Annotated in this window: 17 protein-coding genes; 12 read left to right on the forward strand and 5 right to left on the reverse strand. The window is 57.7% G+C overall.

All coding sequences use genetic code 11. The features are described 5' to 3' along the window. Window positions 1-167 precede the first annotated feature (167 nt). From exaC to V6F91_RS23050, 11 genes are all read left to right on the forward strand, one after another. The gene (gene exaC / locus V6F91_RS23000) at window positions 168-1,688 is read left to right on the forward strand and encodes an acetaldehyde dehydrogenase ExaC (protein WP_090286659.1); all 1,521 of its coding nucleotides are present in this window, start codon (window positions 168-170) and stop codon (window positions 1,686-1,688) included. 172 nt (window positions 1,689-1,860) lie between these two features. Continuing rightward, the gene (gene eat / locus V6F91_RS23005) at window positions 1,861-3,312 is read left to right on the forward strand and encodes an ethanolamine permease (RefSeq protein WP_332768456.1); all 1,452 of its coding nucleotides are present in this window, start codon (window positions 1,861-1,863) and stop codon (window positions 3,310-3,312) included. 52 nt (window positions 3,313-3,364) lie between these two features. Then, on the forward strand, window positions 3,365-4,759 hold the full coding sequence (locus tag V6F91_RS23010; RefSeq protein WP_332768458.1) for an ethanolamine ammonia-lyase subunit EutB: 1,395 nt from the start codon (window positions 3,365-3,367) through the stop codon (window positions 4,757-4,759). 5 nt (window positions 4,760-4,764) lie between these two features. Continuing rightward, on the forward strand, window positions 4,765-5,589 hold the full coding sequence (gene eutC, locus V6F91_RS23015; RefSeq protein ID WP_332768460.1) for an ethanolamine ammonia-lyase subunit EutC: 825 nt from the start codon (window positions 4,765-4,767) through the stop codon (window positions 5,587-5,589). A 115-nt stretch (window positions 5,590-5,704) separates the two neighbouring features. Continuing rightward, window positions 5,705-6,166, forward strand: coding sequence for a GNAT family N-acetyltransferase (locus tag V6F91_RS23020; RefSeq protein ID WP_007958617.1), 462 nt, complete (start codon window positions 5,705-5,707; stop codon window positions 6,164-6,166). A gap of 227 nt (window positions 6,167-6,393) precedes the next feature. Next, window positions 6,394-7,044: a DedA family protein gene (locus V6F91_RS23025; RefSeq protein WP_093097959.1), complete on the forward strand. Its 651-nt coding sequence runs from the start codon at window positions 6,394-6,396 to the stop codon at window positions 7,042-7,044. Window positions 7,045-7,047: 3 nt separating this feature from the next. Then, on the forward strand, window positions 7,048-7,860 hold the full coding sequence (locus V6F91_RS23030) for a M90 family metallopeptidase (protein WP_332768463.1): 813 nt from the start codon (window positions 7,048-7,050) through the stop codon (window positions 7,858-7,860). A 112-nt stretch (window positions 7,861-7,972) separates the two neighbouring features. Beyond that, window positions 7,973-8,500, forward strand: a complete 528-nt coding sequence (gene ppa, locus V6F91_RS23035; RefSeq protein ID WP_003205933.1) for an inorganic diphosphatase — start codon at window positions 7,973-7,975, stop codon at window positions 8,498-8,500. A gap of 222 nt (window positions 8,501-8,722) precedes the next feature. Next, window positions 8,723-9,466, forward strand: coding sequence for a helix-turn-helix transcriptional regulator (locus V6F91_RS23040; RefSeq protein ID WP_332768465.1), 744 nt, complete (start codon window positions 8,723-8,725; stop codon window positions 9,464-9,466). A 518-nt stretch (window positions 9,467-9,984) separates the two neighbouring features. Then, window positions 9,985-13,461 (forward strand): class I SAM-dependent DNA methyltransferase, encoded by a 3,477-nt coding sequence (locus V6F91_RS23045; protein ID WP_332768467.1) that lies wholly within the window; start codon window positions 9,985-9,987, stop codon window positions 13,459-13,461. 151 nt (window positions 13,462-13,612) lie between these two features. After that, a complete protein-coding gene (locus V6F91_RS23050) occupies window positions 13,613-14,539 on the forward strand; it encodes a DUF5655 domain-containing protein (protein WP_332768469.1) in 927 nt (308 codons plus the stop codon). Window positions 14,540-14,713: 174 nt separating this feature from the next. Here the strand turns inward: V6F91_RS23050 and V6F91_RS23055 are convergent, their stop codons facing one another. From V6F91_RS23055 to V6F91_RS23065, 3 genes are all read right to left on the reverse strand, one after another. Next, window positions 14,714-16,447 (reverse strand): UvrD-helicase domain-containing protein, encoded by a 1,734-nt coding sequence (locus tag V6F91_RS23055; RefSeq protein ID WP_332768471.1) that lies wholly within the window; start codon window positions 16,445-16,447, stop codon window positions 14,714-14,716. Next, complete coding sequence (locus V6F91_RS23060) at window positions 16,444-18,528, reverse strand: ATP-dependent endonuclease (RefSeq protein WP_332768474.1); 2,085 nt, start codon at window positions 18,526-18,528, stop codon at window positions 16,444-16,446. Before V6F91_RS23060 ends, V6F91_RS23055 begins: the two co-directional genes overlap by 4 nt. A 111-nt stretch (window positions 18,529-18,639) precedes the next feature. Next, complete coding sequence (locus V6F91_RS23065; RefSeq protein ID WP_332768476.1) at window positions 18,640-19,188, reverse strand: hypothetical protein; 549 nt, start codon at window positions 19,186-19,188, stop codon at window positions 18,640-18,642. A gap of 337 nt (window positions 19,189-19,525) precedes the next feature. On the opposite strand from V6F91_RS23065, the gene V6F91_RS23070 reads away from it, so the two are divergent. Continuing rightward, window positions 19,526-19,696, forward strand: coding sequence for a hypothetical protein (locus tag V6F91_RS23070; protein ID WP_332768477.1), 171 nt, complete (start codon window positions 19,526-19,528; stop codon window positions 19,694-19,696). A 75-nt stretch (window positions 19,697-19,771) separates the two neighbouring features. Here V6F91_RS23070 and V6F91_RS23075 read toward each other — a convergent pair whose 3' ends face one another. Together V6F91_RS23075 and V6F91_RS23080 are read right to left on the reverse strand one after the other, a co-directional pair. After that, window positions 19,772-20,584, reverse strand: coding sequence for a YfaP family protein (locus tag V6F91_RS23075; RefSeq protein ID WP_332768479.1), 813 nt, complete (start codon window positions 20,582-20,584; stop codon window positions 19,772-19,774). A 3-nt stretch (window positions 20,585-20,587) separates the two neighbouring features. Next, window positions 20,588-22,207, reverse strand: a complete 1,620-nt coding sequence (locus V6F91_RS23080; protein WP_332768481.1) for a DUF2300 domain-containing protein — start codon at window positions 22,205-22,207, stop codon at window positions 20,588-20,590.

Genomic DNA, 22,207 nt, shown 5'->3' on the forward strand with positions numbered 1-22,207 from the left:
ACAGCTGTACCGAAACCCTCACAGCAGCGCCCCGCTCGTCCGAGACAAACCGTGCAAGGCCTTGATTTGCCTGACCTGCACGGCAGTGGCCCGGCCTTTGCTCTACGCTTATAGCAAGCGCACTTGCGCGTTTCTCTAATAAGTACAAAGCCAAGGAGAACATCATCATGCGTTACGCTCACCCCGGTACTGACGGCGCCAAAGTCTCGTTCAAGAGCAAGTACGGTAACTACATCGGCGGCGAGTTCGTCGCGCCGGTCAAAGGTCAGTACTTCACCAACACCTCGCCAGTGAACGGCCAGCCGATTGCCGAATTCCCTCGCTCCACCGCCGAAGACATCGACAAGGCGCTGGACGCCGCCCACGCAGCCGCCGACGCCTGGGGCGCGACTTCGGTGCAGGCGCGCTCGCTGATCCTGCTGAAAATCGCCGACCGCATCGAAGCCAACCTCGAACTGCTGGCGATCACCGAAACCTGGGACAACGGCAAAGCCATCCGCGAAACCCTCAACGCCGACATTCCGCTGGCCGCCGACCACTTCCGTTACTTCGCCGGTTGCCTGCGCGCGCAGGAAGGCAGCGCTGCGGAAATCGACGGCAACACCGTGGCCTATCACATTCATGAACCGCTGGGCGTAGTAGGCCAGATCATCCCGTGGAACTTCCCGCTGCTGATGGCCGCGTGGAAACTCGCGCCTGCGCTGGCCGCCGGTAACTGCGTGGTGCTCAAGCCTGCCGAGCAAACCCCGCTGGGCATCTGCGTGCTGATGGAGCTGATCGGCGACCTGCTGCCACCGGGCGTGCTCAATGTCGTGCAAGGCTTCGGCAAAGAGGCCGGCGAAGCGCTGGCGACCAGCAAGCGCATCGCCAAGATCGCCTTCACCGGCTCGACCCCGGTCGGTTCGCACATCATGAAATGCGCGGCGGAAAACATCATTCCGTCCACCGTGGAACTGGGCGGCAAGTCGCCGAACATCTTCTTCGAAGACATCATGCAGGCCGAACCGAGCTTTATCGAAAAAGCTGCTGAAGGTCTGGTGCTGGCGTTCTTCAACCAGGGCGAAGTGTGCACCTGCCCGTCCCGCGCGCTGGTACAGGAATCGATCTACGACGAATTCATGCAGGCCGTGATGAAGAAAGTCAGCCAGATCAAACGCGGCGACCCGCTCGACACCGACACCATGGTCGGCGCCCAGGCGTCGGAACAGCAATTCGACAAGATCCTCTCGTACCTGGAAATCGCCAAGGGCGAAGGCGCCGAGCTGCTGACGGGCGGCAAGGTGGAAAAACTCGAAGGCAGCCTGGCCACCGGTTATTACATCCAGCCGACCCTGCTCAAGGGCACCAACAAGATGCGCGTGTTCCAGGAAGAAATCTTCGGCCCGGTGGTGAGCATCACCACTTTCAAGGACGAAGCCGAAGCCCTGGCGATTGCCAACGACACCGAGTTCGGCCTCGGTGCCGGCCTGTGGACCCGCGACATAAACCGCGCCTATCGCATGGGCCGGGCGATCAAGGCCGGTCGCGTGTGGACCAACTGCTACCACCTGTACCCGGCGCACGCCGCGTTCGGTGGCTACAAGAAGTCCGGTGTCGGCCGTGAGACACACAAAATGATGCTCGACCATTATCAGCAGACCAAGAACCTGCTGGTGAGCTACGACATCAATCCGTTGGGATTCTTCTGATCCTGCAATGCTGATCGTTCCCACGCTCCGCGTGGGAATGCCTCAACGGACGCTCCGCGTTCGGTTTCGAAGGGACGCGGAGCGTCCCGGGCTGCATTCCCACGCAGAGCGTGGGAACGATCAAGTTCCTGGCTGTAGCCGGGCCAATAAAACAATAAAAATGGTGAACCCTATGCCAAGCGAATCCCCGGCCGGCGCTCCGGCGACCGGCTCCTCCGTCGACTTCGAAAAAGTCGGCACCGATTATTTCCAACAACGCGAACTGAAAAAAGGCGCCGCCGGCTGGGTCCTGCTGGTCGGCCTCGGCGTCGCTTATGTGATTTCCGGCGACTACGCCGGCTGGAATTTCGGCCTCGCCCAGGGTGGCTGGGGCGGCATGTTTCTCGCCACGCTGCTGATGGCGACCATGTACCTGTGCATGTGCTTTTCCCTGGCCGAATTGTCCTCGATGATTCCCACCGCTGGCGGCGGCTACGGTTTCGCCCGCAGTGCTTTCGGACCGTGGGGCGGTTTTCTCACCGGCACCGCGATCCTCATCGAATACGCCATCGCCCCCTCTGCCATCGCGGTGTTCATCGGCGCCTACTGCGAGTCGCTGTTCGGTATTGGCGGCTGGATGATCTACCTGGCGTTCTACATCATCTTCATCGCCATCCACATTTTCGGGGTCGGCGAAGCGCTCAAGCTGATGTTCATCATTACCGCAGTCGCCGCCTTGGCGCTGGGGGTGTTTCTGGTGGCGATGGTGCCGCACTTCGACGTCGCCAACCTGCTCGACATCCCGGTGACCACTGCGGTCGGCGCCAGTGCGTTTCTGCCGTTCGGCTATGTCGGCGTATGGGCGGCGATTCCCTATGCGATCTGGTTTTTCCTTGCCGTTGAAGGCGTGCCATTGGCCGCCGAAGAAACCAAAAACCCCAAGCGCGACCTGCCGCGCGGTCTGATCGGGGCGATGCTGGTGCTGCTGATGTTCGCCCTGCTGATTCTGATCGTCGGCCCTGGCGGCGCCGGTGCAAATTCGCTGCTGACGTCGGGTAATCCGCTGGTCGAAGCACTGAGCAAGGCCTACGGTGGCTCGACGTGGATGGGCAGCTTCGTCAATCTGGTCGGTCTTGCCGGGCTGATCGCCAGTTTCTTCTCGATCATCTACGCCTACTCGCGGCAGATCTTCGCGCTGTCGCGGGCCGGTTACCTGCCGCGCAAACTGTCGCAGACCAACAAGAGCAAGGCGCCGGTGCTGGCCCTGGTGATTCCCGGCATCATCGGCTTTGGTCTGTCGCTGACCGGTCAGGGCGACCTGCTGATTCTCGTCGCGGTGTTCGGCGCTACCATTTCCTACGTGCTGATGATGGCCGCGCACATCACCCTGCGCATCCGGCGCCCCAAAATGGACCGGCCGTACCGCACGCCGGGTGGCATTTTCACCTCGGGTGTGGGGCTGGTATTGGCGTGCATCGCCGTGGTGGCGGGCTTCCTCGTCGATCCACGGGTGGTGATCGGCGCCGCGATCATCTATGGAGTGTTAATTGCTTACTTTGCTTTCTACAGTCGGCATCACTTGGTAGCGGGCACGCCGGAAGAAGAATTCGCGGCGATTCAAAAAGCTGAACAAGCCTTGCACTGATTGTCGAAAACCACGGCGCAGACGCATTCTGCGCCGTCACGGAGAACGCTGAATGGCCAGTTTTGCTCACACGGTCGGCGCGCAGACTTACCGCTTCGACAGCCTCAAAGACGTCATGGCCAAGGCCAGCCCCGCCCGCTCGGGGGATTTTCTCGCCGAGATCGCCGCGCTCAACGACGGCGAACGGGTGGCCGCGCAAATGGCCCTGGCGGACATCCCGCTCACCCACTTCCTGCAAGAAGCGCTGATTCCCTACGAAGCCGATGAAGTCACCCGGCTGATCATCGACACCCACGACAAGCAAGCCTTCGCCGTGGTCAGCCACCTCACCGTTGGCGGCTTTCGCGACTGGCTGCTAAGTGATGCGGCGGACGAAACCAGCCTGCGCGCCCTCGCCCCCGGTTTGACCCCGGAAATGGTCGCCGCCGTGTCGAAGATCATGCGCGTGCAGGATCTGGTGCTGGTCGCGCAGAAAATCCGCGTGGTCACCCAATTTCGCGGCACCCTCGGTTTACGCGGGCGCCTGTCGACCCGCCTGCAACCCAACCACCCGACCGACGAGCCGTCCGGCATTGCCGCGAGCATTCTCGACGGCCTGCTCTACGGCAACGGCGATGCGATGATCGGGGTCAACCCGGCCACCGACAGCATCGCCTCAATCTGCGCAATGCTGGAAATGCTCGACGCGATCATCCAGCGCTACGACATTCCGACCCAGGCCTGCGTACTCACCCACGTCACCACCTCGATCGAGGCGATCAACCGTGGCGTGCCGCTGGATCTGGTGTTCCAGTCGATCGCCGGCACCGAAGCGGCCAACGCCAGTTTCGGTATCAATCTGAATGTTTTGCAGGAAGGCTACGACGCCGGGTTGAGCCTCAAGCGCGGCACCATCGGGCAGAACCTGATGTATTTCGAAACCGGTCAGGGCAGCGCGCTGTCGGCCAACGCCCACCACGGCGTCGATCAACAGACCTGCGAGACGCGAGCCTACGCCGTGGCGCGGCATTTCAAGCCGTTTCTAGTGAACACGGTTGTAGGATTTATCGGCCCGGAATACCTCTACAACGGCAAACAGATCATCCGCGCCGGCCTCGAAGACCATTTCTGCGGCAAGTTACTCGGCGTGCCGATGGGCTGTGACATCTGCTACACCAACCACGCCGAAGCCGACCAGGACGACATGGACACCCTGCTGACGCTGCTGGGTGTGGCCGGAATCAACTTCATCATGGGCATCCCCGGCTCCGACGACATCATGCTCAATTACCAGACCACCTCGTTCCACGACGCCCTCTACGCCCGGCAGACCCTGGGCCTGAAACCGGCGCCGGAGTTCGAGCAGTGGCTGGCCCACATGGGCATCTTCACGCAAGCCGATGGCAAGGTGCGCTTTGGCAACAATCTGCCGCCGGCCTTCCGCCAGGCGCTGGCGCAATTGGGATGAATGGCATGGAAAAAACGCCTGTAGATCCGCAAAACCCGTGGCTGCAACTGCGCCGCCTGACCCCGGCGCGCATTGCTCTGGGCCGCACCGGCACCAGCCTGCCGACCAGCGCTCAGCTGGATTTCCAGTTCGCCCATGCGCAGGCGCGCGATGCGGTGCACTTGCCGTTCGATCATGCCGGGCTCAGTGCACAGTTGCAGGAAGGCGGGCGCGAAAGCCTGCGGCTGCACAGCGCGGCGCCGGATCGCAACACGTACCTGCAACGCCCGGACCTGGGCCGCAAACTCAGCGACAAGTCGGCGCAATCCCTGCGTGATTACGCCAGCGCCCATCCGGGCGGCGTCGATCTGGCGATTGTCGTCGCGGACGGCTTGTCGGCCTTGGCCGTGCATCGGCATACCCTGCCGTTTATCAAACGCCTGGAAGAACAGATGAGCGCTGATGGCTGGTCGGTCGCGCCCGTGCTGCTGGTGGAACAGGGTCGCGTCGCCATCGGTGATGAAATCGGCCAGTTGCTCGGGGCGGAAATGCTGGTGATGCTGATCGGTGAACGGCCCGGTCTGAGTTCGCCGGACAGCCTCGGCGTGTATTTCACCTACGCGCCGAAGGTCGGCCTCACTGACGCTTATCGCAATTGCATCTCCAACGTGCGACTCGAAGGCTTGAGCTACGGCATGGCGGCGCATCGCCTGCTTTATCTGATGCGCGAAGCCTGTCGCCGGCAGCTGTCGGGGGTCAACTTGAAAGACGAAGCCCAACTGCAGACGCTGGAGTCGGACGATGGTGTGAACATGAAAGGCAATTTCCTGCTTGATCCGCCGTCCGCCTGAACCGTTTCCGCATTGCCTTTGTGCGCCGGTTTCAGGCAGGATCGAAGCACGGCCGCCAGGGTTTCCCATCGCCGTCAGAGCAGTTGAAGACAGCCACTTGAAGACGAGACCTATCATGCGGATTATTCAAGCGACCCTCGAACATCTGGATTTGCTGACCCCGTTGTTCGTCAAATATCGCGAGTTCTACGGTTCCCTGCCCTACCCGGATTCCTCCCGCGCCTTTCTCGAAAAGCGCCTGCGCCGCAAGGAATCGGTGATCTACCTGGCCCTGGCCGATGACGACGACAAGAAACTCATGGGCTTCTGTCAGCTCTATCCAAGCTTTTCCTCGCTGTCGCTCAAGCGCGTGTGGATTCTCAACGACATCTATGTCGCCGAAGACGCCCGCCGGCAACTGGTGGCGGACAACCTGATCCGCACCGCGAAAAAAATGGCCAAGGAAACCCAGGCCGTGCGCATGCGCGTCTCCACCAGCGCCGACAACGAAGTGGCGCAGAAAACCTACGAATCCATCGGGTTCAAGGAAGACACCGAGTTCAAGAACTACGTGTTGCCGATCAGCGACGAGCTCTGATCGCCACCGGCCAGGTGCTGAGGGAGCACGCTCCCTCGCCACACGTCGGGTCTGCCTGACAATTGATCACAGCCGACATTCCTCGCGACAAAAGCGACGCGCTTTTCATCCCCCAGACCGTATAATCGCGAGCTTTCCGGCTTGTAAGAAAAACTACACCCCGCTGTAGGCTTACACGAAGTCATCCGCACAGGCCCGCCGAGTCGGGCCGCCACACAGGTGCCCCCATGGATTTCAACCCGCTCGACCTTATCCTGCATCTCGACGTCTACCTCGATTTGCTGGTGAACAACTATGGGCCATGGATCTACGCCATCCTGTTTCTGGTGATCTTCTGCGAAACCGGTCTGGTGGTGATGCCGTTCCTGCCGGGTGACTCGCTGCTGTTCATTGCCGGCGCCGTCGCTGCGGGCGGTGGCATGGACCCGGTATTGCTCGGTGGTTTGCTAATGCTCGCGGCCATTCTCGGCGACAGCACCAACTACGTGATCGGGCGCACGGCGGGTGAGAAGCTGTTCAGCAACCCCAACTCGAAAATATTCCGCCGCGACTACCTGCAAAAAACCCACGATTTCTACGACAAGCACGGCGGCAAGACCGTGACCATGGCGCGCTTCCTGCCGATCATTCGTACGTTTGCCCCGTTCGTCGCCGGCATCGCGCGCATGCCGTACCCACGTTTTTTCGGGTTCAGCGTACTGGGCACCATTCTTTGGGTCGGCGGTCTGGTCACACTTGGCTACTTCTTCGGCAACGTGCCGTTCATCAAGAAGAATCTGTCGCTGCTGGTGGTGGCGATCATTCTGCTGTCGCTGGTGCCGATGATCATCGGCGTGGTGCGCAGCCGTTTCGGCGGCACCAAAGCGCAATCGCACTAAGCGATGTGGTCGCTGAGCGCCTGGCGTCGCCGGCGCATTCTGGCCAGGCACCCGATTGCCGACGATGTCTGGCAGCGGGTGCGCCATCACCTGAGTTTTCTCGATGGCCTCAGCGCCGCGCAAGACCAGTGGCTGCGCGACGCCTGTGTGCTGTTCCTCGAAGACAAACACTTGAGCGCCCTGCCCGGCGTCGAACTGCATCAGGAACAACGCCTGCTGCTTGCCGCCCAGGCGCAGTTGCCGCTGCTCAACCTCGGTGACTTGAACTGGTATCAGGGCTTTCACGAGATCGTCCTTTACCCCGACGACTTCCTCAGCCCACAACGCCATCGCGACGCCAGCGGCATCGAACACGAGTGGGACGGCGAGCACAGCGGCGAAGCCTGGCAACAGGGGCCGGTGATCCTCGCCTGGCCGGGCGTCATGGCCAGCGGTGGCTGGGAAGGCTACAACCTGGTCATTCACGAACTGGCGCACAAGCTCGACATGCTCAACGGCGACGCCAACGGCCTGCCGCCGCTGCACGCCGACATGCGCGTCAGCGACTGGGCCGAGGTGATGCAGGCGGCCTACGACGATCTCAACCGCAAGCTCGACCATGATCCCGACACCGAAACCGCCATTGATCCGTACGCTGCGGAAAACCCGGCGGAGTTCTTTGCTGTCACCAGCGAATACTTTTTCAGCGCCCCTGATCTGCTGCACGAGGCCTATCCGAAGGTGTACGCGCAGTTGCAGCTTTTCTACCGCCAGGACCCGTTGGGCAGGTTGCGGCAACTTCAGGCCTCAGACCCGGTCTATCAGGCGCAAGAGTAAGCTGCACACGACTTTCGGTCCATGGCGTCGACGGCAGAATATGCCTATAATCGCCGCCACTTTTTGGTCAATCCGGCCAAGTGTTTTTGGTCAACTACGGGGGCAACGCCCAATGAGCTACAGCAAGATTCCGGCTGGCAAAGACCTGCCGAACGACATCTACGTCGCGATCGAGATCCCGGCCAACCACGCGCCGATCAAATACGAAATCGACAAAGACAGCGATTGCCTGTTCGTTGACCGTTTCATGGCCACCCCAATGTTCTACCCGGCCAACTACGGTTACATCCCGAACACCCTGGCTGACGACGGTGATCCCCTCGACGTGCTGGTCGTGACCCCATACCCGGTGGCCCCAGGTTCGGTGATCCGCGCACGTCCGGTCGGCATCCTGAACATGACCGACGACGGCGGCGGCGACGCCAAAGTCATCGCTGTGCCACACGACAAGCTGTCGCAGCTGTACGTCGACGTGAAGGAATACACCGACCTGCCGCCACTGCTGATCCAGCAGATCGAGCACTTCTTTGCGAACTACAAAGATCTCGAAAAAGGCAAATGGGTCAAGATCGAAGGCTGGGCTGGTGCAGACGCCGCCCGCGAAGCGATCACCAAGTCGGTTGCCGCCTACAAAGGCTAAGCGCCGGCTCGCTGCGTGATGTTTGAGAAAACCCCGGTTGATCCGGGGTTTTTTATGCCCGGCCAAAGCTCTCTTAAACGAGCTGTTTAGAGCGGACTACAGAAAAGTTTTAAGGCGTGTAATTTCCCACAAGTACGGCTTACATCCCGTCGCAAAATACAGCCCGATTTTGAACGCGCGGTTTATTCAAACCGCTCTGGCACGGCCGTAGACTCTGTGTTTATGAGAAAGAACACTAGCGGTCCAAGATTCAAGGCACTCCTGGAAGCTGCGAACATCTCGACGACGGGTTTCGCAAAGTTCTGGGGCACGGAAGCCCAAAATGTCCACAACTGGTACACCCGGGGCGTCCCGGCGTATCGCATGGAAGAAGTCTCACGCCTGCTGTCCGTCAACAGCGAATGGCTGAAAACCGGCGAAGGCACCAAGGAATCCCCGAGCCTCAGCCCACCGGCGAGCAATGGCGACCATTTCGACGCCAACGACCCGCAGGGCAGCTATCGCTTCCTCAACCCCAACGACCTCGAACTGGCCTTCTTCAAGGAAACGCCGCTCGACAGCTCCGACAAAACCCACGTCATCCAGGACCCGGACCTGTCCATCCGCCTGCTGCGCACCCACCTCGACCAACTCGAAGTGCGCCCCGCCGACGCCATCTGCGCCCACATGATCGGCAACAGCATGGCCGACCGCATCGAAGACGGCTCCATCGTCGCCATCGACCGCAGCCTCACTCAGGTCATCGACGGCGAAATCTACGCCATCGAACACGACGGCATGCTGCGCATCAAATACCTGCACCGCATGCCCGGCAACGGCCTGCGCCTGCGCAGCCACAACAGCGCCGAATACCCCGACGAAGTCTTCCGCCCGGTACAGATCGAGGAGCAAAGGATTCACATATTGGGCTGGGTGTTCTGGTGGTCGACAGTGAGCAAGCGCCGGCCGGTGGTGCCGTTTCTCTGAATTGACGCAGCTTTTGGCTTTTGCACCGAACCCTGTGGGAGCCAGCCTGCTGGCGATGAGGCCTTGAGAATCGGTACAAATCCAGAATTTGTCCGAAGGCAATCGCTCTAAACCGCACTTCGGGCTGGGAATCCCAAACAAAACTCAGTATCCTGCGCCGCACATTTGCGCATCGACCCGCTCCCGCGGCTCAGATGACGCCCGACACGGCAGATTAACGTCTGACCAAGTCCCACAGCCGGACGCAGATCCGGATGTACGTTTTGAAGGCTGGCGCGGCTTACCAAAAATAAGCCAAGCCAGTCCCCGAGAAGCCGGCCACAAGCCGGCTTTTTAATTAAAAAAAAGCCTTAAAAAACAAGACTTTTTATAATCCGAATATTTTCAGCCCATACCCCAGCCCATACTTAGATATTTGTAGTTCTCTGATCATCATTCTCGGCTCAATCAACAATGTGCCATCACTCTCTCGTTATCTATTAGACTCCCGGTTTTTGTCGCTGTAAGGGAGAGCTAGCGTGATCGAACAAAAGGTAGAGGCTTACATCGAGCGTTGGGGTGGTGGTATCAGCCGAGGAGGTAATGAAACTGCCAACCTTCAGATGTTCCTCACCGAGTTTTGCACTCTACTAGATCTGCCACAGCCAGAGCCCGCACGCGCAGAGCGTGGTGACAACGCCTACATTTTCGAGCGAAGTGTGACCGAGCTGTTCGCAGACGGTGGCAAGACTAATCGCCGGATTGACCTCTACAAGCGTGGCTGCTTCATTCTAGAAGGCAAAGACACCGGTAAGCAGACCGGTAGCGACGGTTGGGACGCATCTATCATTAAAGCCCTAAAGCAGGCTGAGAATTACGCCCGCTCCCTTCCTCCCGAAGAAGGTCGCCCACCATTTATCATCGTTGTCGATGTCGGTAAATCCTTTGCGCTTTACTCCGAGTTCAGCCGATCCGGTGGAAATTACGTCGCTTTCCCGGACCCGCGCACTCACAAGATCCCCCTAGAGAAACTGCGCGATGCTGAAACTAGAGAGCTTCTGAAAAAAGCCTGGCTTGAACCACAGAAGCTTGATCCGACACGCTACGCGGGGAAAATCACCCGAGACATAGCAGGTCAGCTCGCTACACTTGCCAAATCCCTTGAGGACAGCGGCCACCCTGCCGAGCAGGTCGCCAGCTTCCTGATGCGCTGCCTGTTTACTATGTTCTCAGAAGACGTTGGGTTGCTACCGGAAAGATGTTTTACCGAGCTGCTTGAGAACCTAAAGGCCAAACCGGAGTCGTTTTGCCGGCAGTTACGTAGCCTCTGGCAAACCATGAACACCGGCGGTTTTGCGCCAGCTCTAGATGCCGAGGTGCTTCGCTTCAACGGTGGGCTCTTTGCCGATGCTCATGTCATTGAGCTTAACGCTCAACAAGTCCATCTGCTGGCTGCTGCCTCAAAGGCTGAATGGCATTATGTTGAGCCCGCAATTTTTGGCACTCTGCTGGAGCGCGCCCTCAATCCGCGCGAGCGCCACAAGCTCGGCGCGCACTACACTCCACGCGCCTACGTTGAGCGCCTAGTGCTGCCTACCATCATCGAGCCACTGCGTGCTGAGTGGGCAGAAGTCCAAGCCGCAGCCCTGACCTACAAACAACAGCGGAAAACCAAAGAAGCGGTCGCAGAGATCCGCAAATTCCACCACCAACTCTGCCAGACTCGCGTACTTGACCCGGCTTGTGGTAGCGGTAACTTCCTATATGTAACCCTTGAACATATGAAGCGACTAGAGGGTGAGGTACTGGAGGTGCTTGGTAGCATTGTGAAATCGGGCTCCTTCGAATTGGAGGGACTAACTGTAGACCCCCACCAATTTATCGGCATTGAGATTAACCCCCGTGCCGCCAAAATCGCCGAAATGGTGTTATGGATCGGATACCTTCAATGGCACTTCCGTACCTATGGCAAGGTCAATCCCCCAGAACCGGTATTACGGGACTTTCACAATATTGAACACCGTGACGCACTGATCAACTACGACGCCATTGAGCTAATCACTGACGAGGCTGGGAAGCCAGTTACACGCTGGGATGGTCTGACCTACAAAAAAAGTCATATTACCGGCGAAGAAATTCCCGACGACTCTGCTCAGACCGAACAGTATCGCTATCTAGCCCCACGTAAGGCCGAGTGGCCGCAGGCAGATTACATTGTTGGTAACCCGCCATTCATTGGGGCCAAGGTGATGCGCGATGCCTTAGGGGATGGTTATGTCGATGCCATTCAAGCTGCATGGCCTGAAGTGCCGCAAGCCTCCGACTTCGTACTTCGTTGGTGGCATCACGCGGCGAGCTTAGTGGTTGCTGGCGAGGTCAAGGCATTTGGGTTCATCACTTCCAACTCCATTCGCCAAACCTACAATCGGCGCGTGCTTGAACCATTTTTGAACAACGAAAAAACACCGCTATCTCTTACTTTCGTTATCCCTGATCATCCTTGGGTTGATACCGCCGATGGTGCAGCAGTCCGAATAGCCATGACAGCCGCGAAAGCCGGTTACCACGACGCCAGTATGCTTCTAGTAACCAAAGAGCACGACAAGGGGCAGCCGTCCGACGAGGACTTGGTCGACCGAGTAATGGCCGTGAGCGGCAAGGTGCATGCTGATTTAAAAATCGGTGTCGATCTGACAAAGGCGGTCGGTCTATCGGCAAACAAAAAACTTTGCGCTGTAGGATTCAAAACGATTGGCAAGCCCTTTCAGGTAAACGAGTCTACAGCCCAGTCCTTAGGGTTGGGCAGCGTTGCTGGAATTGAGAGATACATTCGCCCCTACCTGAGTGGTCGAGATCTAGCGGGGCAGCGGCGCGGCCTCTATGTCATTGATTTCTTTGGGGTGGAGTTGAAGGATGTACAGGAACTCTATACAAGCGCCTACCAGTACCTGCTAGATCGAGCTAAGCCGGCGCGAGAGCAAAACAGAAACAAAATTTTCCAACGTTATTGGTGGGTGATTGGGCATCCTAGGCCGGTTTTTCGCAAGTTCACTTACGGTCTTTCTAGATACATAGCCACGATTGAATCAGCAAAGCACCGGTTCTTCGCATGGGCGCCATCAGAGGATGCGCCCGACAGTACTTTGGTGACATTCGGCTTTAGTGATGCGTTTTTCCTTGGCGTGCTTTCCAGTCGCCTGCATGTGGCTTGGGCGCTTGCAGCTGGCGGCAGGCTTGGTGTCGGTAATGATCCGCGCTATAACAAAACTCGCTGCTTCGAAACATTCCCATTTCCCGACGCCACGCCTGCGCAACAGTCGGTTATCCGTGAATTGGCCGAGCAACTGAACGCTCACCGCAATCGTCAACAAGCCGCAAGTTCCGAGTTGACCATGACCGGCATGTACAACGTGTTAGAGAAACTACGCGCCGATGAAGAGTTGAATAACAAGGACAAAGTCATTCATTCCCAGGGCTTGGTGTCTGTGCTGCGTGAGCTTCACGACAAGCTCGACCGAGCTGTGTTCGCCGCCTACGGCTGGAATGATCTAGCCCAAAAGCTGGTCGGTCTCCCGGGCGCAACAGCACCATTGCCGGACAAGTCTGAAGCTCAGGCCGAGGCGGAGGAGGAACTGCTGCAACGCCTGGCAGAACTCAACACCTATCGCGCCGATGAAGAGGCCCGTGGCCAGGTCCGATGGTTGCGACCGGACTATCAACATCCCACCGGTAAAGATACGCCGGAACAAGCAGAAGCAGAGCTGGAAGACGAAGACGAAGACGAAAGTGCTGCTCCAACTGCAAAAGCCAAGAAAACTGCCTGGCCTAAGAGTATGCGAGAACAAATTGCTGCCGTACGCAACACATTGAGCACCGAAGCTATGACAGCAGAAACCATTACCATGCAATTTTCGGCTCCGAAAAAAACGTCTCCGCTTATCCTCGAGGCACTAGCAGCTCTAGAGGAGCTTGGAATGGTGTATCTGGAAGGCGATTGCTATCGGCTTGCAAGCTAACCCTTAACGCTAGCGCTCAATTTGATACAAGAATCAACTGGCTTGCACTGAAGTTTCATATGCCGTGAACGGTGAAAGCTTCTGAATTCATTGATAGATCCGCGCCTTACACAATTTACTGGTGGCGCGGATCGCTGATAAGGGATGCGGTATGAGCGATATTCAACTCTTCCGGTTGGATGCATCTGGTGGTGCTTATGAGTTGCCCGGTCGTGCAGTTGCGGTTGAAAAACAGCTTCAAAGCTTGATAGAAGCCCAGATGGAAACTTTTCTCGGAGTGCGCTTTATTGCTACCGAGTACACCACCGGTAAAACCCACAAGGGCCGTATCGACTCGTTGGGTTTGGACGAAAATGGCTGTCCGGTGATCATCGAATATAAGCGCCATAGCAACGAGAATGTGATTAATCAGGGTCTGTTCTATCTCGACTGGTTGCTAGATCATCAGGCCGAGTTCCGCTGGCTGGTGATGGAAAAATTGGGTAAGGACGCAGCCGATCAAATTGAGTGGAGCGGCACACGACTGTTATGTATAGCTGCAGACTTCACCCGCTACGACCAGCATGCCGTACAACTGATTCAACGCAACATTGAGCTTATTCGCTACAAGCTGTTCGGTGATGATCTGCTTCTGCTTGAGCTGGTCAATGTGGTGAGCGTGGCGGACACTTCCGCTACAGCTAAGTCTGTCGACAGTGGCGCAGACAAACCGGCATCACTTAGCAAGGACAAGACCTGGCAGGAACAACTAGCCCAAGCTCCGGCCGAAATCGCTGGACTCTTCGAGCAGACGACCAGCTACCTGCACTCTCTTGGCGATGATGTGCAAGAGAAGCCTCTAAAGCTCTATCTGGCTTTCCGCCGCCTGAAGAACTTCGCCAGCGTAGTGGTGCAGTCTAAGCGGCTACAGCTTTACCTCAAACTCAATCCAGATTCGGTCGAACTTATCGAGGACTTCAGTCGTGATGTGCGCGCCATCGGCCACTGGGGTACCGGCGATTTGGAACTGAGCCTACGCACCCAGACCGACTTAGAAAGGGCCAAAGTGTTAATTGAGCGCAGCTATCAGGAGAATTAATTGTGAAGTAGCTGGATCGGCAAAGCCTCGCTATTTCTCCATGCTAAGCGGTCGGATACCCCGCGCTGCGCGAATGGTAGATCCTTTGACCGTACGAAAAAGTTTGGGGCGCAATCTGTTTCGCACAATGGGGGAGCGCCGAAAATAAATTGCCCATCCGTCCGACCTGTGGTTTCACAATGCGATATCAAGCTCCTCGACATTGTCGCCTCCAAACAGACTGATTACTCCCTCCAGGGCGGACCCCGACATGGTCTGCGTAGCAAGTACTGCGAGCCGTGTCATTGGCCGGGAAATGGAGACATAAAAAAGGTTACGGGCGCGATAGAAGCCCTGCGTATTTTTGCTATTTAGCGCCTTGGTTTTGACAAGCTCTAGAAGCAGTGGCCAGTTGTAGTGGTTCCAGCCTCCCCCTAGCACTACCAGAACATTCTCAAACTCGGCGCCCTTGACGCTATGCTGTGTGGCAAAGGAAGTCTGTTTCTCGATGAATTTGACCATCTCGACTACTTCTACGTATGGGATGTCCCGCAGCTTGCTGTAGCGGTGAAGTGCAGAGGCATCTTCAGGTACTGGATCGCCGCGTAGTGCTCTTAGCTCTTCGTCACGCCGCAATACACGGTCTGGTGGCGGTGGGCGTCTCGTCGCCTTCAGGTGATCGATGACCTGTCCGATCGTGCCTTCCGTACGCAGCTTCTGCAGGGCATCCATGTCGCGACGCCAGCCGGCTTTGTCTCCATGCTTGGTTATAGTTGGGCCGGAGCCGAACGCCCTGAACATATCGCCGTAGCGAGATGCCTCATAGGCTGCACTTATGGGTTCAACGACTTCTGCAAAGAACTTGATCGCCGGGTCTTCCTTCTTCGCAAATAGATCGTTGCGGCCTTTGAATACTTCGGCAAGGTTGGGATAGCCCTGTTCAGCGGCTAGTACGTTATGCGTGAGCATCAGAACCTTCGTCCTGCTCAAATCCCAGCCCTCGGCTTGTAGCCGTTGCATCAACCCTTCGCGAGTGCGCCGGGCCAGATCAGGTAGTAAATCCTCTTTGGAGTTCCTATCATTAGTTCGTTCGCCCTTATAGCCGTTGGTGTGAAAGAAACGCGCCTCGCCCCTTGCCCCGGGCTTGTGAACGGCTTGGTACAGTTCAGGGCGCAGCTTGTTCAGCACATCTACCACTGCGGGCACCGATCGAAAGTTGGAGCCTTTGGCAATCTCTTTGATTGGATACTCCGCTAGCTCGTATTCACTTCGATAAATGGTTTGCCAGTGGTCTCCAAAGAGACCAACGAGTGGCCCGGTAGCGGGCTTCAAGAAGTGCTCGGTGATCGCCTCCATAAATTTGGGATGGGTATCTTGATACTCGTCGATAAAAATAACCGGGAACTGCTGACTCAAGATTTGTCGAAACTTTTCCCTCTGCAGAAGCTTGGCCATCATCGCTGGGATGTCATCGTGACTCAGCGTGACTCTTTCCATATCGACGCCGAAGAATCCAAGGTCGTAATCCACGGGTTTTGAGCCCACCCCTCCGCCCTGTTCGATTTTATCTTTGCGATCCTCCATCTCCGCTACGAGGCCACGCAGCGCCTTCTGAAACTGGCGTAAGAATGCCCACGAGAAGCCGTGGATGGTATTGACCAGGATAGCCGGATGATCCTCAAGCTCCTGGGCAATCTCGTTCCGGGCAACCTCGGTGTAGGTAATGCAAGCTACCTTTTGCCCAGCTTGAACAAGGGCCGGGCCTCGCTCTGCAATCAATCGTTTGAGGGCGGCGACTAGGGAATAGGTCTTGCCTGCACCGGCACCAGCCTCGAGACGAAAGCTATGACCCGCATCAAGGGCCTCATTGATCTTTTTCTCGGCTTCTTGGGCAGCAACGAGTGCGGGATTTCCGGCAGACTCAGTCATACTCCCTCCTCATTGGCGGGCGCTTCCAAGTTCTGTACAGGAGGATGAGGGGGCGCGGAAAGCCATGACAGGCCTTCTTGGATATAACGGGGCGGAACCCATTCCTTTTCGCGAATGGCGAATCGCAAGGCTGTATCCGTTTTCGCGAGCCCTTTGGCGATATCCCACGCCTCAGTAGCCTCGTCTTCTTCCTTCGGCCATTCAAATCGATCAGGATTTGCTAGGACGAGCGCATCTTCATAGCTCCGGGCACAAATGTTCGTGCCAGGCTTTTCTGTAATTTGATAGGCGATGCGACGATAACCGCTTTGTTTGTCTTCGGCACTTTTAGCAATAAGCTCGGCAGGAGTGATCTGCCAGCCGTCCCTATCCTCAGTATCCGCGGGACGAAACCATTCCTTGATCGCTGCATTCGACGTCCGCTCACCTTCAGCCACTGGGCACTTGTCCCAAGTCGTAATCATTTTCCCTTTCTTATTCTGCTTTTCCACCTGTTTGGTTGAATCCAGATCGGTGACGACCAACGTTTTGAGTTCGAGGAAATCGAGGAGTGGATAGAAGATGTGCGCGTATGCTCCGCCGACCTCGACGCAGGTCACGTACTGTCTGGCTAGCTTGTGTTTATCGTCGAGCGATTTATCAACTAATTCGCACAGGCGAGGCATCAGCAGCCGCTCCGTTGTCCCCTCGACCATAATTGCCTTATCCGCAAAGTACAGATCGCACTTGGTCAGCGTCATGTACTGATGCAAGAAATTCTGGTCGTCGGGAGAAATACTGCTCATACCTTTCTTGAAGTCTTTAACCTTGGTCTGACGAGTATTTGCCTGGGGCCGCGACTCATTCAGGAAGTACCGTACTGCTTCAAACGATGCCGCGTTTGCGACATGCGGAGAATGCGTCGTGATGACGAACTGGACGTTCCACGCTGCCTCTTCAGGGTAGCTCGCCGACAGCTTTCCAATGGCGGCATTCAGTTGACTAATGAAGACTTCTTGCATCTGCGGATGCAAATGAGCCTCTGGTTCTTCGATGAAGATTAGATGCGTGGTTGGGCGAGTTTCCTTGGCTCGGTAGGCCTTGTGGTAGCTCTCGAGTTGCAACAGCATGTAGATCAGATTGCGAGTACCGAGGCCGTTGTAGCCCTCTGGAAGATGTACTCCGTCCGTGCCGGTGTAGACCACCTTTGTGTGGTCCGATAGAAGTGCTTCAACATTCAATGAGGTCTCAGGTCTAAGCTCAGTATCGTTGAGGCTCGGAAAGCCCAGTACCTCCATGGCCGGTAGCAGCTTCTTTAGCATCTCATCGAAGTTACCTTGAATGCCGCGTTCGATGTCTTCGACAGACGCCTTCAACTTCGCCGCCAGAGCCTGATCTCCGGCAGCAGCAGTTGGTGCAGAAGCCGTCTTGAATAGCGCACTGAGCAATTTCCCAATGACATCGGCGTCACCGTGCTTCGCATGGTCGAGAGTTCTTTGAGCACGGACGAAATTGCACTGCAGTAAAGCCGCTAGTGCGGGCGTACCCTCAAAGTCACGCCGATTGGTATTGTCAGTGGGGTCGATGGCAGACACATGGATGGCGTATGCCTTGGTCAACGACCCGCGCAATGAGCGGAAAAAGTGGGTTCTTGGTTCAACCCCCTCTGGCTCGGGAGGTACATCGAGCAGAGTGTGGAGGGTTGCCAGCGCCGCTTGGTACTCGATGCGCACAATGGCTGTGGTGGAGTCGACGTCTAAGTCTATGACAAAAGGTGAAAGAGGTCCCAAGTTCGGAGCTGCGCTATCGTACCGGATGGTTAGTGTAAGAGAGATCGTTGGGAGGGCCGCGAGTACGTCTTCGGGCTTTGCCGCCGCTTCTCTCAGCCTCTTAGCATCGAAGAAGCGCTCGCGCTGGGGGGGCGAAAAGTCTTCAAGGCGAAATCGCGCCCCTGTCTCCCCGGTAAAACGATCGAAAATGTCGGTGAACGATGTCTTTCCGCAGTTATTGCGCCCTACGATTACTGTGGAATTGCCTTCAAGCATGATTTCAACATCTTGAAGGAGTCGAAATCCCTCAACCCTAACTTTTTCGATTCGCATACTTTCTCCCTGATGGTCGGCCTAAACGGCTTCCTTCCTGTCGGAAAATAAAATTATGCACGTTTACCTAATGAGGATCGCCGTAATGCCTTCCTAGAAAGAACTGTCACCTCATCTATTCTTGCGCTTTTGCACACTTCCGGTCGCAGGAGAGTATTCACACCCTCCTGCAGCATCCTTGCGTAGCACTTTCTTCAGCAAAAAGTTCCGGGCCTGCCGAGAGGCTGCGCTGATACTGCTTGGATGCTGTATGCGGTAACACTGGATTGTTCCATTCAAATGAAACTGCCATAGCTGATCATTGGCAATGCCTTGCTCACGGTAGTCAGCAAGGTTGGTGCATACACTGTGCTCGCCTGTGTGCGGGAAGTACTTCCGGCGAAATCTGGCGCTACTGGCACCGTTAGCGAAGATGATTATGTCCGGCTTGAGAATTTCGATCTGAGCTTTTATCAGCCGCTCCGAGATATCCAGAAGCATGGGGAAGTTCGGCCAACGCATCGGCGATTTCCCATTCCAGGCAAAGCCAAACAAATTAGCCCAGGCGATGCCATCGGACCCATGGTCGGATGCTAGGGAACGAAGCAGGTTGAAGTAACTGGCCCCCTTATCCGGTGGCCCAGGCAGGTGTCGGGCCAAATACGCCTGTTGTTTGGTCATGGCCCTCTGTATGTATTCGTCCAAATGCAGGAATGGAGCCTGGCTGGTGACTACGTTCCACAGTCGCGTCTCACGGCCCACTACCATGATGCGCCGGGGCGCCTGCTCGTAGGCCGACGACGTCCCAGGAAGAAACAGACCCGAAAGCTTTGCGAACTCAGGTTCGTGGGCTCGACTACGGTCAAGCCAATGCAGCGGGAGCTCTGTGAGAATCTCGCTGTAAGCACTGGTTAGGACATGCAACAAATCACATCTACTGGCTGGGACCGTATTTCTCGCTTGTACATTGTGCAGTGCATTAACTACCGTTGGGTCAAACTCCGCAGGGAATAGACAAATGCCCATAGTCTCGCTCCACGTTGAAGACGCGCTGAAGCATATTGCCGAACTTGGCGAGCTCCCTTGCGACGGCAAGCAGAGCAGTGATGAAGATGAACAACTTACCGCCACCGTTCACGATCGCCTCGCCGCTCCTGAACGGGTCAAGGTCATTCTGGCTGAGCTATAAGTCGAGCGTCGAACAAGAATCAAGTAACCAGATACTGCCGAGCGCATTTCTCCAATAGCCTGCTGACCAATCCCCTCACGGATAACTAAACGACTTCACCAACGTCAACTCCCCCACCGCCCGCATTGGCACCAGAAACGTCTCCATCTTCTCACTCGGTGTGCCTTCCTCGGTAATCACCGTCACCTGCGCCGTAGTCAGCGCCTGCACCGCCTCATCCCCGCCCTCGTCATCCTCGCGATACCCACCGCCGTAATAATTCACATACACCAGATACTGGCCTTTGATCGGCGCGGGCATGGCGGCGATTTCCGGGCCGTAGCCGGTGGTGACGTCGACGTCGAGGGCAGCGCCGTTGGCTGCGACGCGGTTGCCGTACCAGATGTGTGCGCCGTCGGGGGTGATCAGGTGCAGGTCGAGGTCGGTGCCGTCGCTGTCCCAGGCCAGCAAAACGCGCAGCTTGGCCGGGGTGGCGCCGCCGCGGGTGTTGAGGAACTGCGTGCGGTGACGGTGTTGGCCGTCGGGGCTGCGGACTTCGACGCTGTTGCTGCCGTTGGGGAAGGAGAACGGGCGGTCGAAGCGGCCGCTGGCGTCGATTTTCAGCGGCATGCTGACGCCGTTGACGATCAGGCGGCCGGGCTGGTTGTTTTTGGCGCTGGCTTTGATTTCGCCGCTGATGCGCGCGGTGTTGGCCTGGCCGATCGGGGTGTTCACCGACGAGGCCGGGTAGTTGACGGTCTGGCGGAAGCTCTCGCCCTCGCCTTCCGGGGCGCCGCTGCGCCAGCCGCTGATCGGAGTGTCGAGTTTGACGCTGTCGGCGGCATGGGCCGACGCCAGCGCGGTCAGCGTGCAGAGCAGCAGCAAGACCTGTGGATAACGGAGTGTCATGGTCTATTCCAGCAAAAGGTGACGGGCGAGCCCTTCGATGTAGGTTTCGTCCTGGCCGTTTGGGTGTGCTTCAAAGGCCAGGTGCAGGTATTCGTGGGTCAGGTCGAGGCGGTCCTGCAGCGTCAGCACGCCGCGCACGTAGATGCGTTGGCGTTCGCGGTCGACGAAGGGCCGGCCGAAGGCAAGTTTGCATACGGCGAGAGTGCTGACTTCGTTGTAGCCGGTTTCGCTGACAAGCTTCGGCCGCCAGCCGCGTCGCTGTTTTTGCAGCCAGTCCTGCGCGGCTGGCAGCGCTTCGCAGGAGGCGACCGGATTGTCCCAGCGGCTGAGGCTGGCGCGCGGATAGGCGTGCAGCAAAATCGCGTCGTAGCGCTGGCCGGCGTTGGCTTGCTCGACGGCTTGTTGCCAGGCGAGCTTGTCCGGGCCGGGTTGGTCGGAGTGATAGGTGACGGTGCTGCCGGCAAGGACCAGATCAGCAGTCCAGGCGGCGATATTGCGCGATTCAGCGGAGGCCGGGCGTGGCGCGACGCGTTGGCGGTTGCTGCTGTCGTCGATGCGCAGGCAGTCGCCGTTGCGCGTGGCGTTTTGCAACAGGTAAGTGCGGATGGCCACGGCGAGGGCTTTGGCGGCTTCGGCGGGTTGCGCCTTGGCTTCGCGCTCCAGTACGCGGGCGACATATTCCTCACGATCAAGCCGGGCGACCAGTTTGTCGTTGAGCAAAAACAGTTCACCGTTGCTGTGGATATCCAGTGCGTTGCCGTTGGCGAATTCGACGCGGTAGTCGCCCTGTAACGGACCGGACGTCATTGTTCGCTCGCCCGTCGAAACCTTCGCAAGCGGATACTTCGAAAACAGCCCGACTTCAACACAACGCCCCGCCTCCGCCGGCCATGCCGCTGGCAATACCGTCGCCAGTGCCTGACCGTAATGGCGCAAGACCATCTGACTGGTGCCACGCCCACCGGCCCAGACCGGCGCGCCATCCGCTGTCCAGCCGGCGAACCCACCCTGGCGCGACTGCGGATCATGATCGCCGAGCCAGCTCCATGTTTTCACCCGCAAACGTCCGCCCAGTTCACCGACAACATTGCCGTCCGCCGCGTTCAGCACCACGTCGAGTAATACCCGGCGCATCTGATCCTGCGCCGGCAGCGAGGCCAGCACCTTGAGCAACTCCACGATGGAAACACGCTGCGCTGGTTGCACCGAGGGCAGATCCAGCAACCACGACGGTGCCTGCCGCGCCTGCCAATAGGTGCGCCAATCGGCAGCAGAAATGCCCAGCCGCGCCGGTTCAAAATACAAGCCGCAGGATTTCACCAACGCCTGATCGCGCTCGATCTTGCCGCCCGCGGTGCAGCAATAGACTTCTTCTTTCAACTGCCCGCGACATTCATAAGCCGGCTCACGCGCGCCGGTATCGACCAGCCAGGCGTAGACAAACAACTTCCACAGACTGCCGAGCGGCGCTTCCAGCGAGGGAGGCAACGGCTCGCGCGCGAGCAGTTGCGTCTGGCTCAACGACAATAATTGGCCCTGATAAGCCACGCGCAGCGGCTCGTCCTGCGCCGTTGCCAGCGCAGGTATCAATCCGATCAACAGCCACAGCAGCCGCCGGGTCAT

The organism is Pseudomonas koreensis, assembly GCF_036668835.1.
GTDB lineage: Bacteria > Pseudomonadota > Gammaproteobacteria > Pseudomonadales > Pseudomonadaceae > Aquipseudomonas > Aquipseudomonas koreensis_I.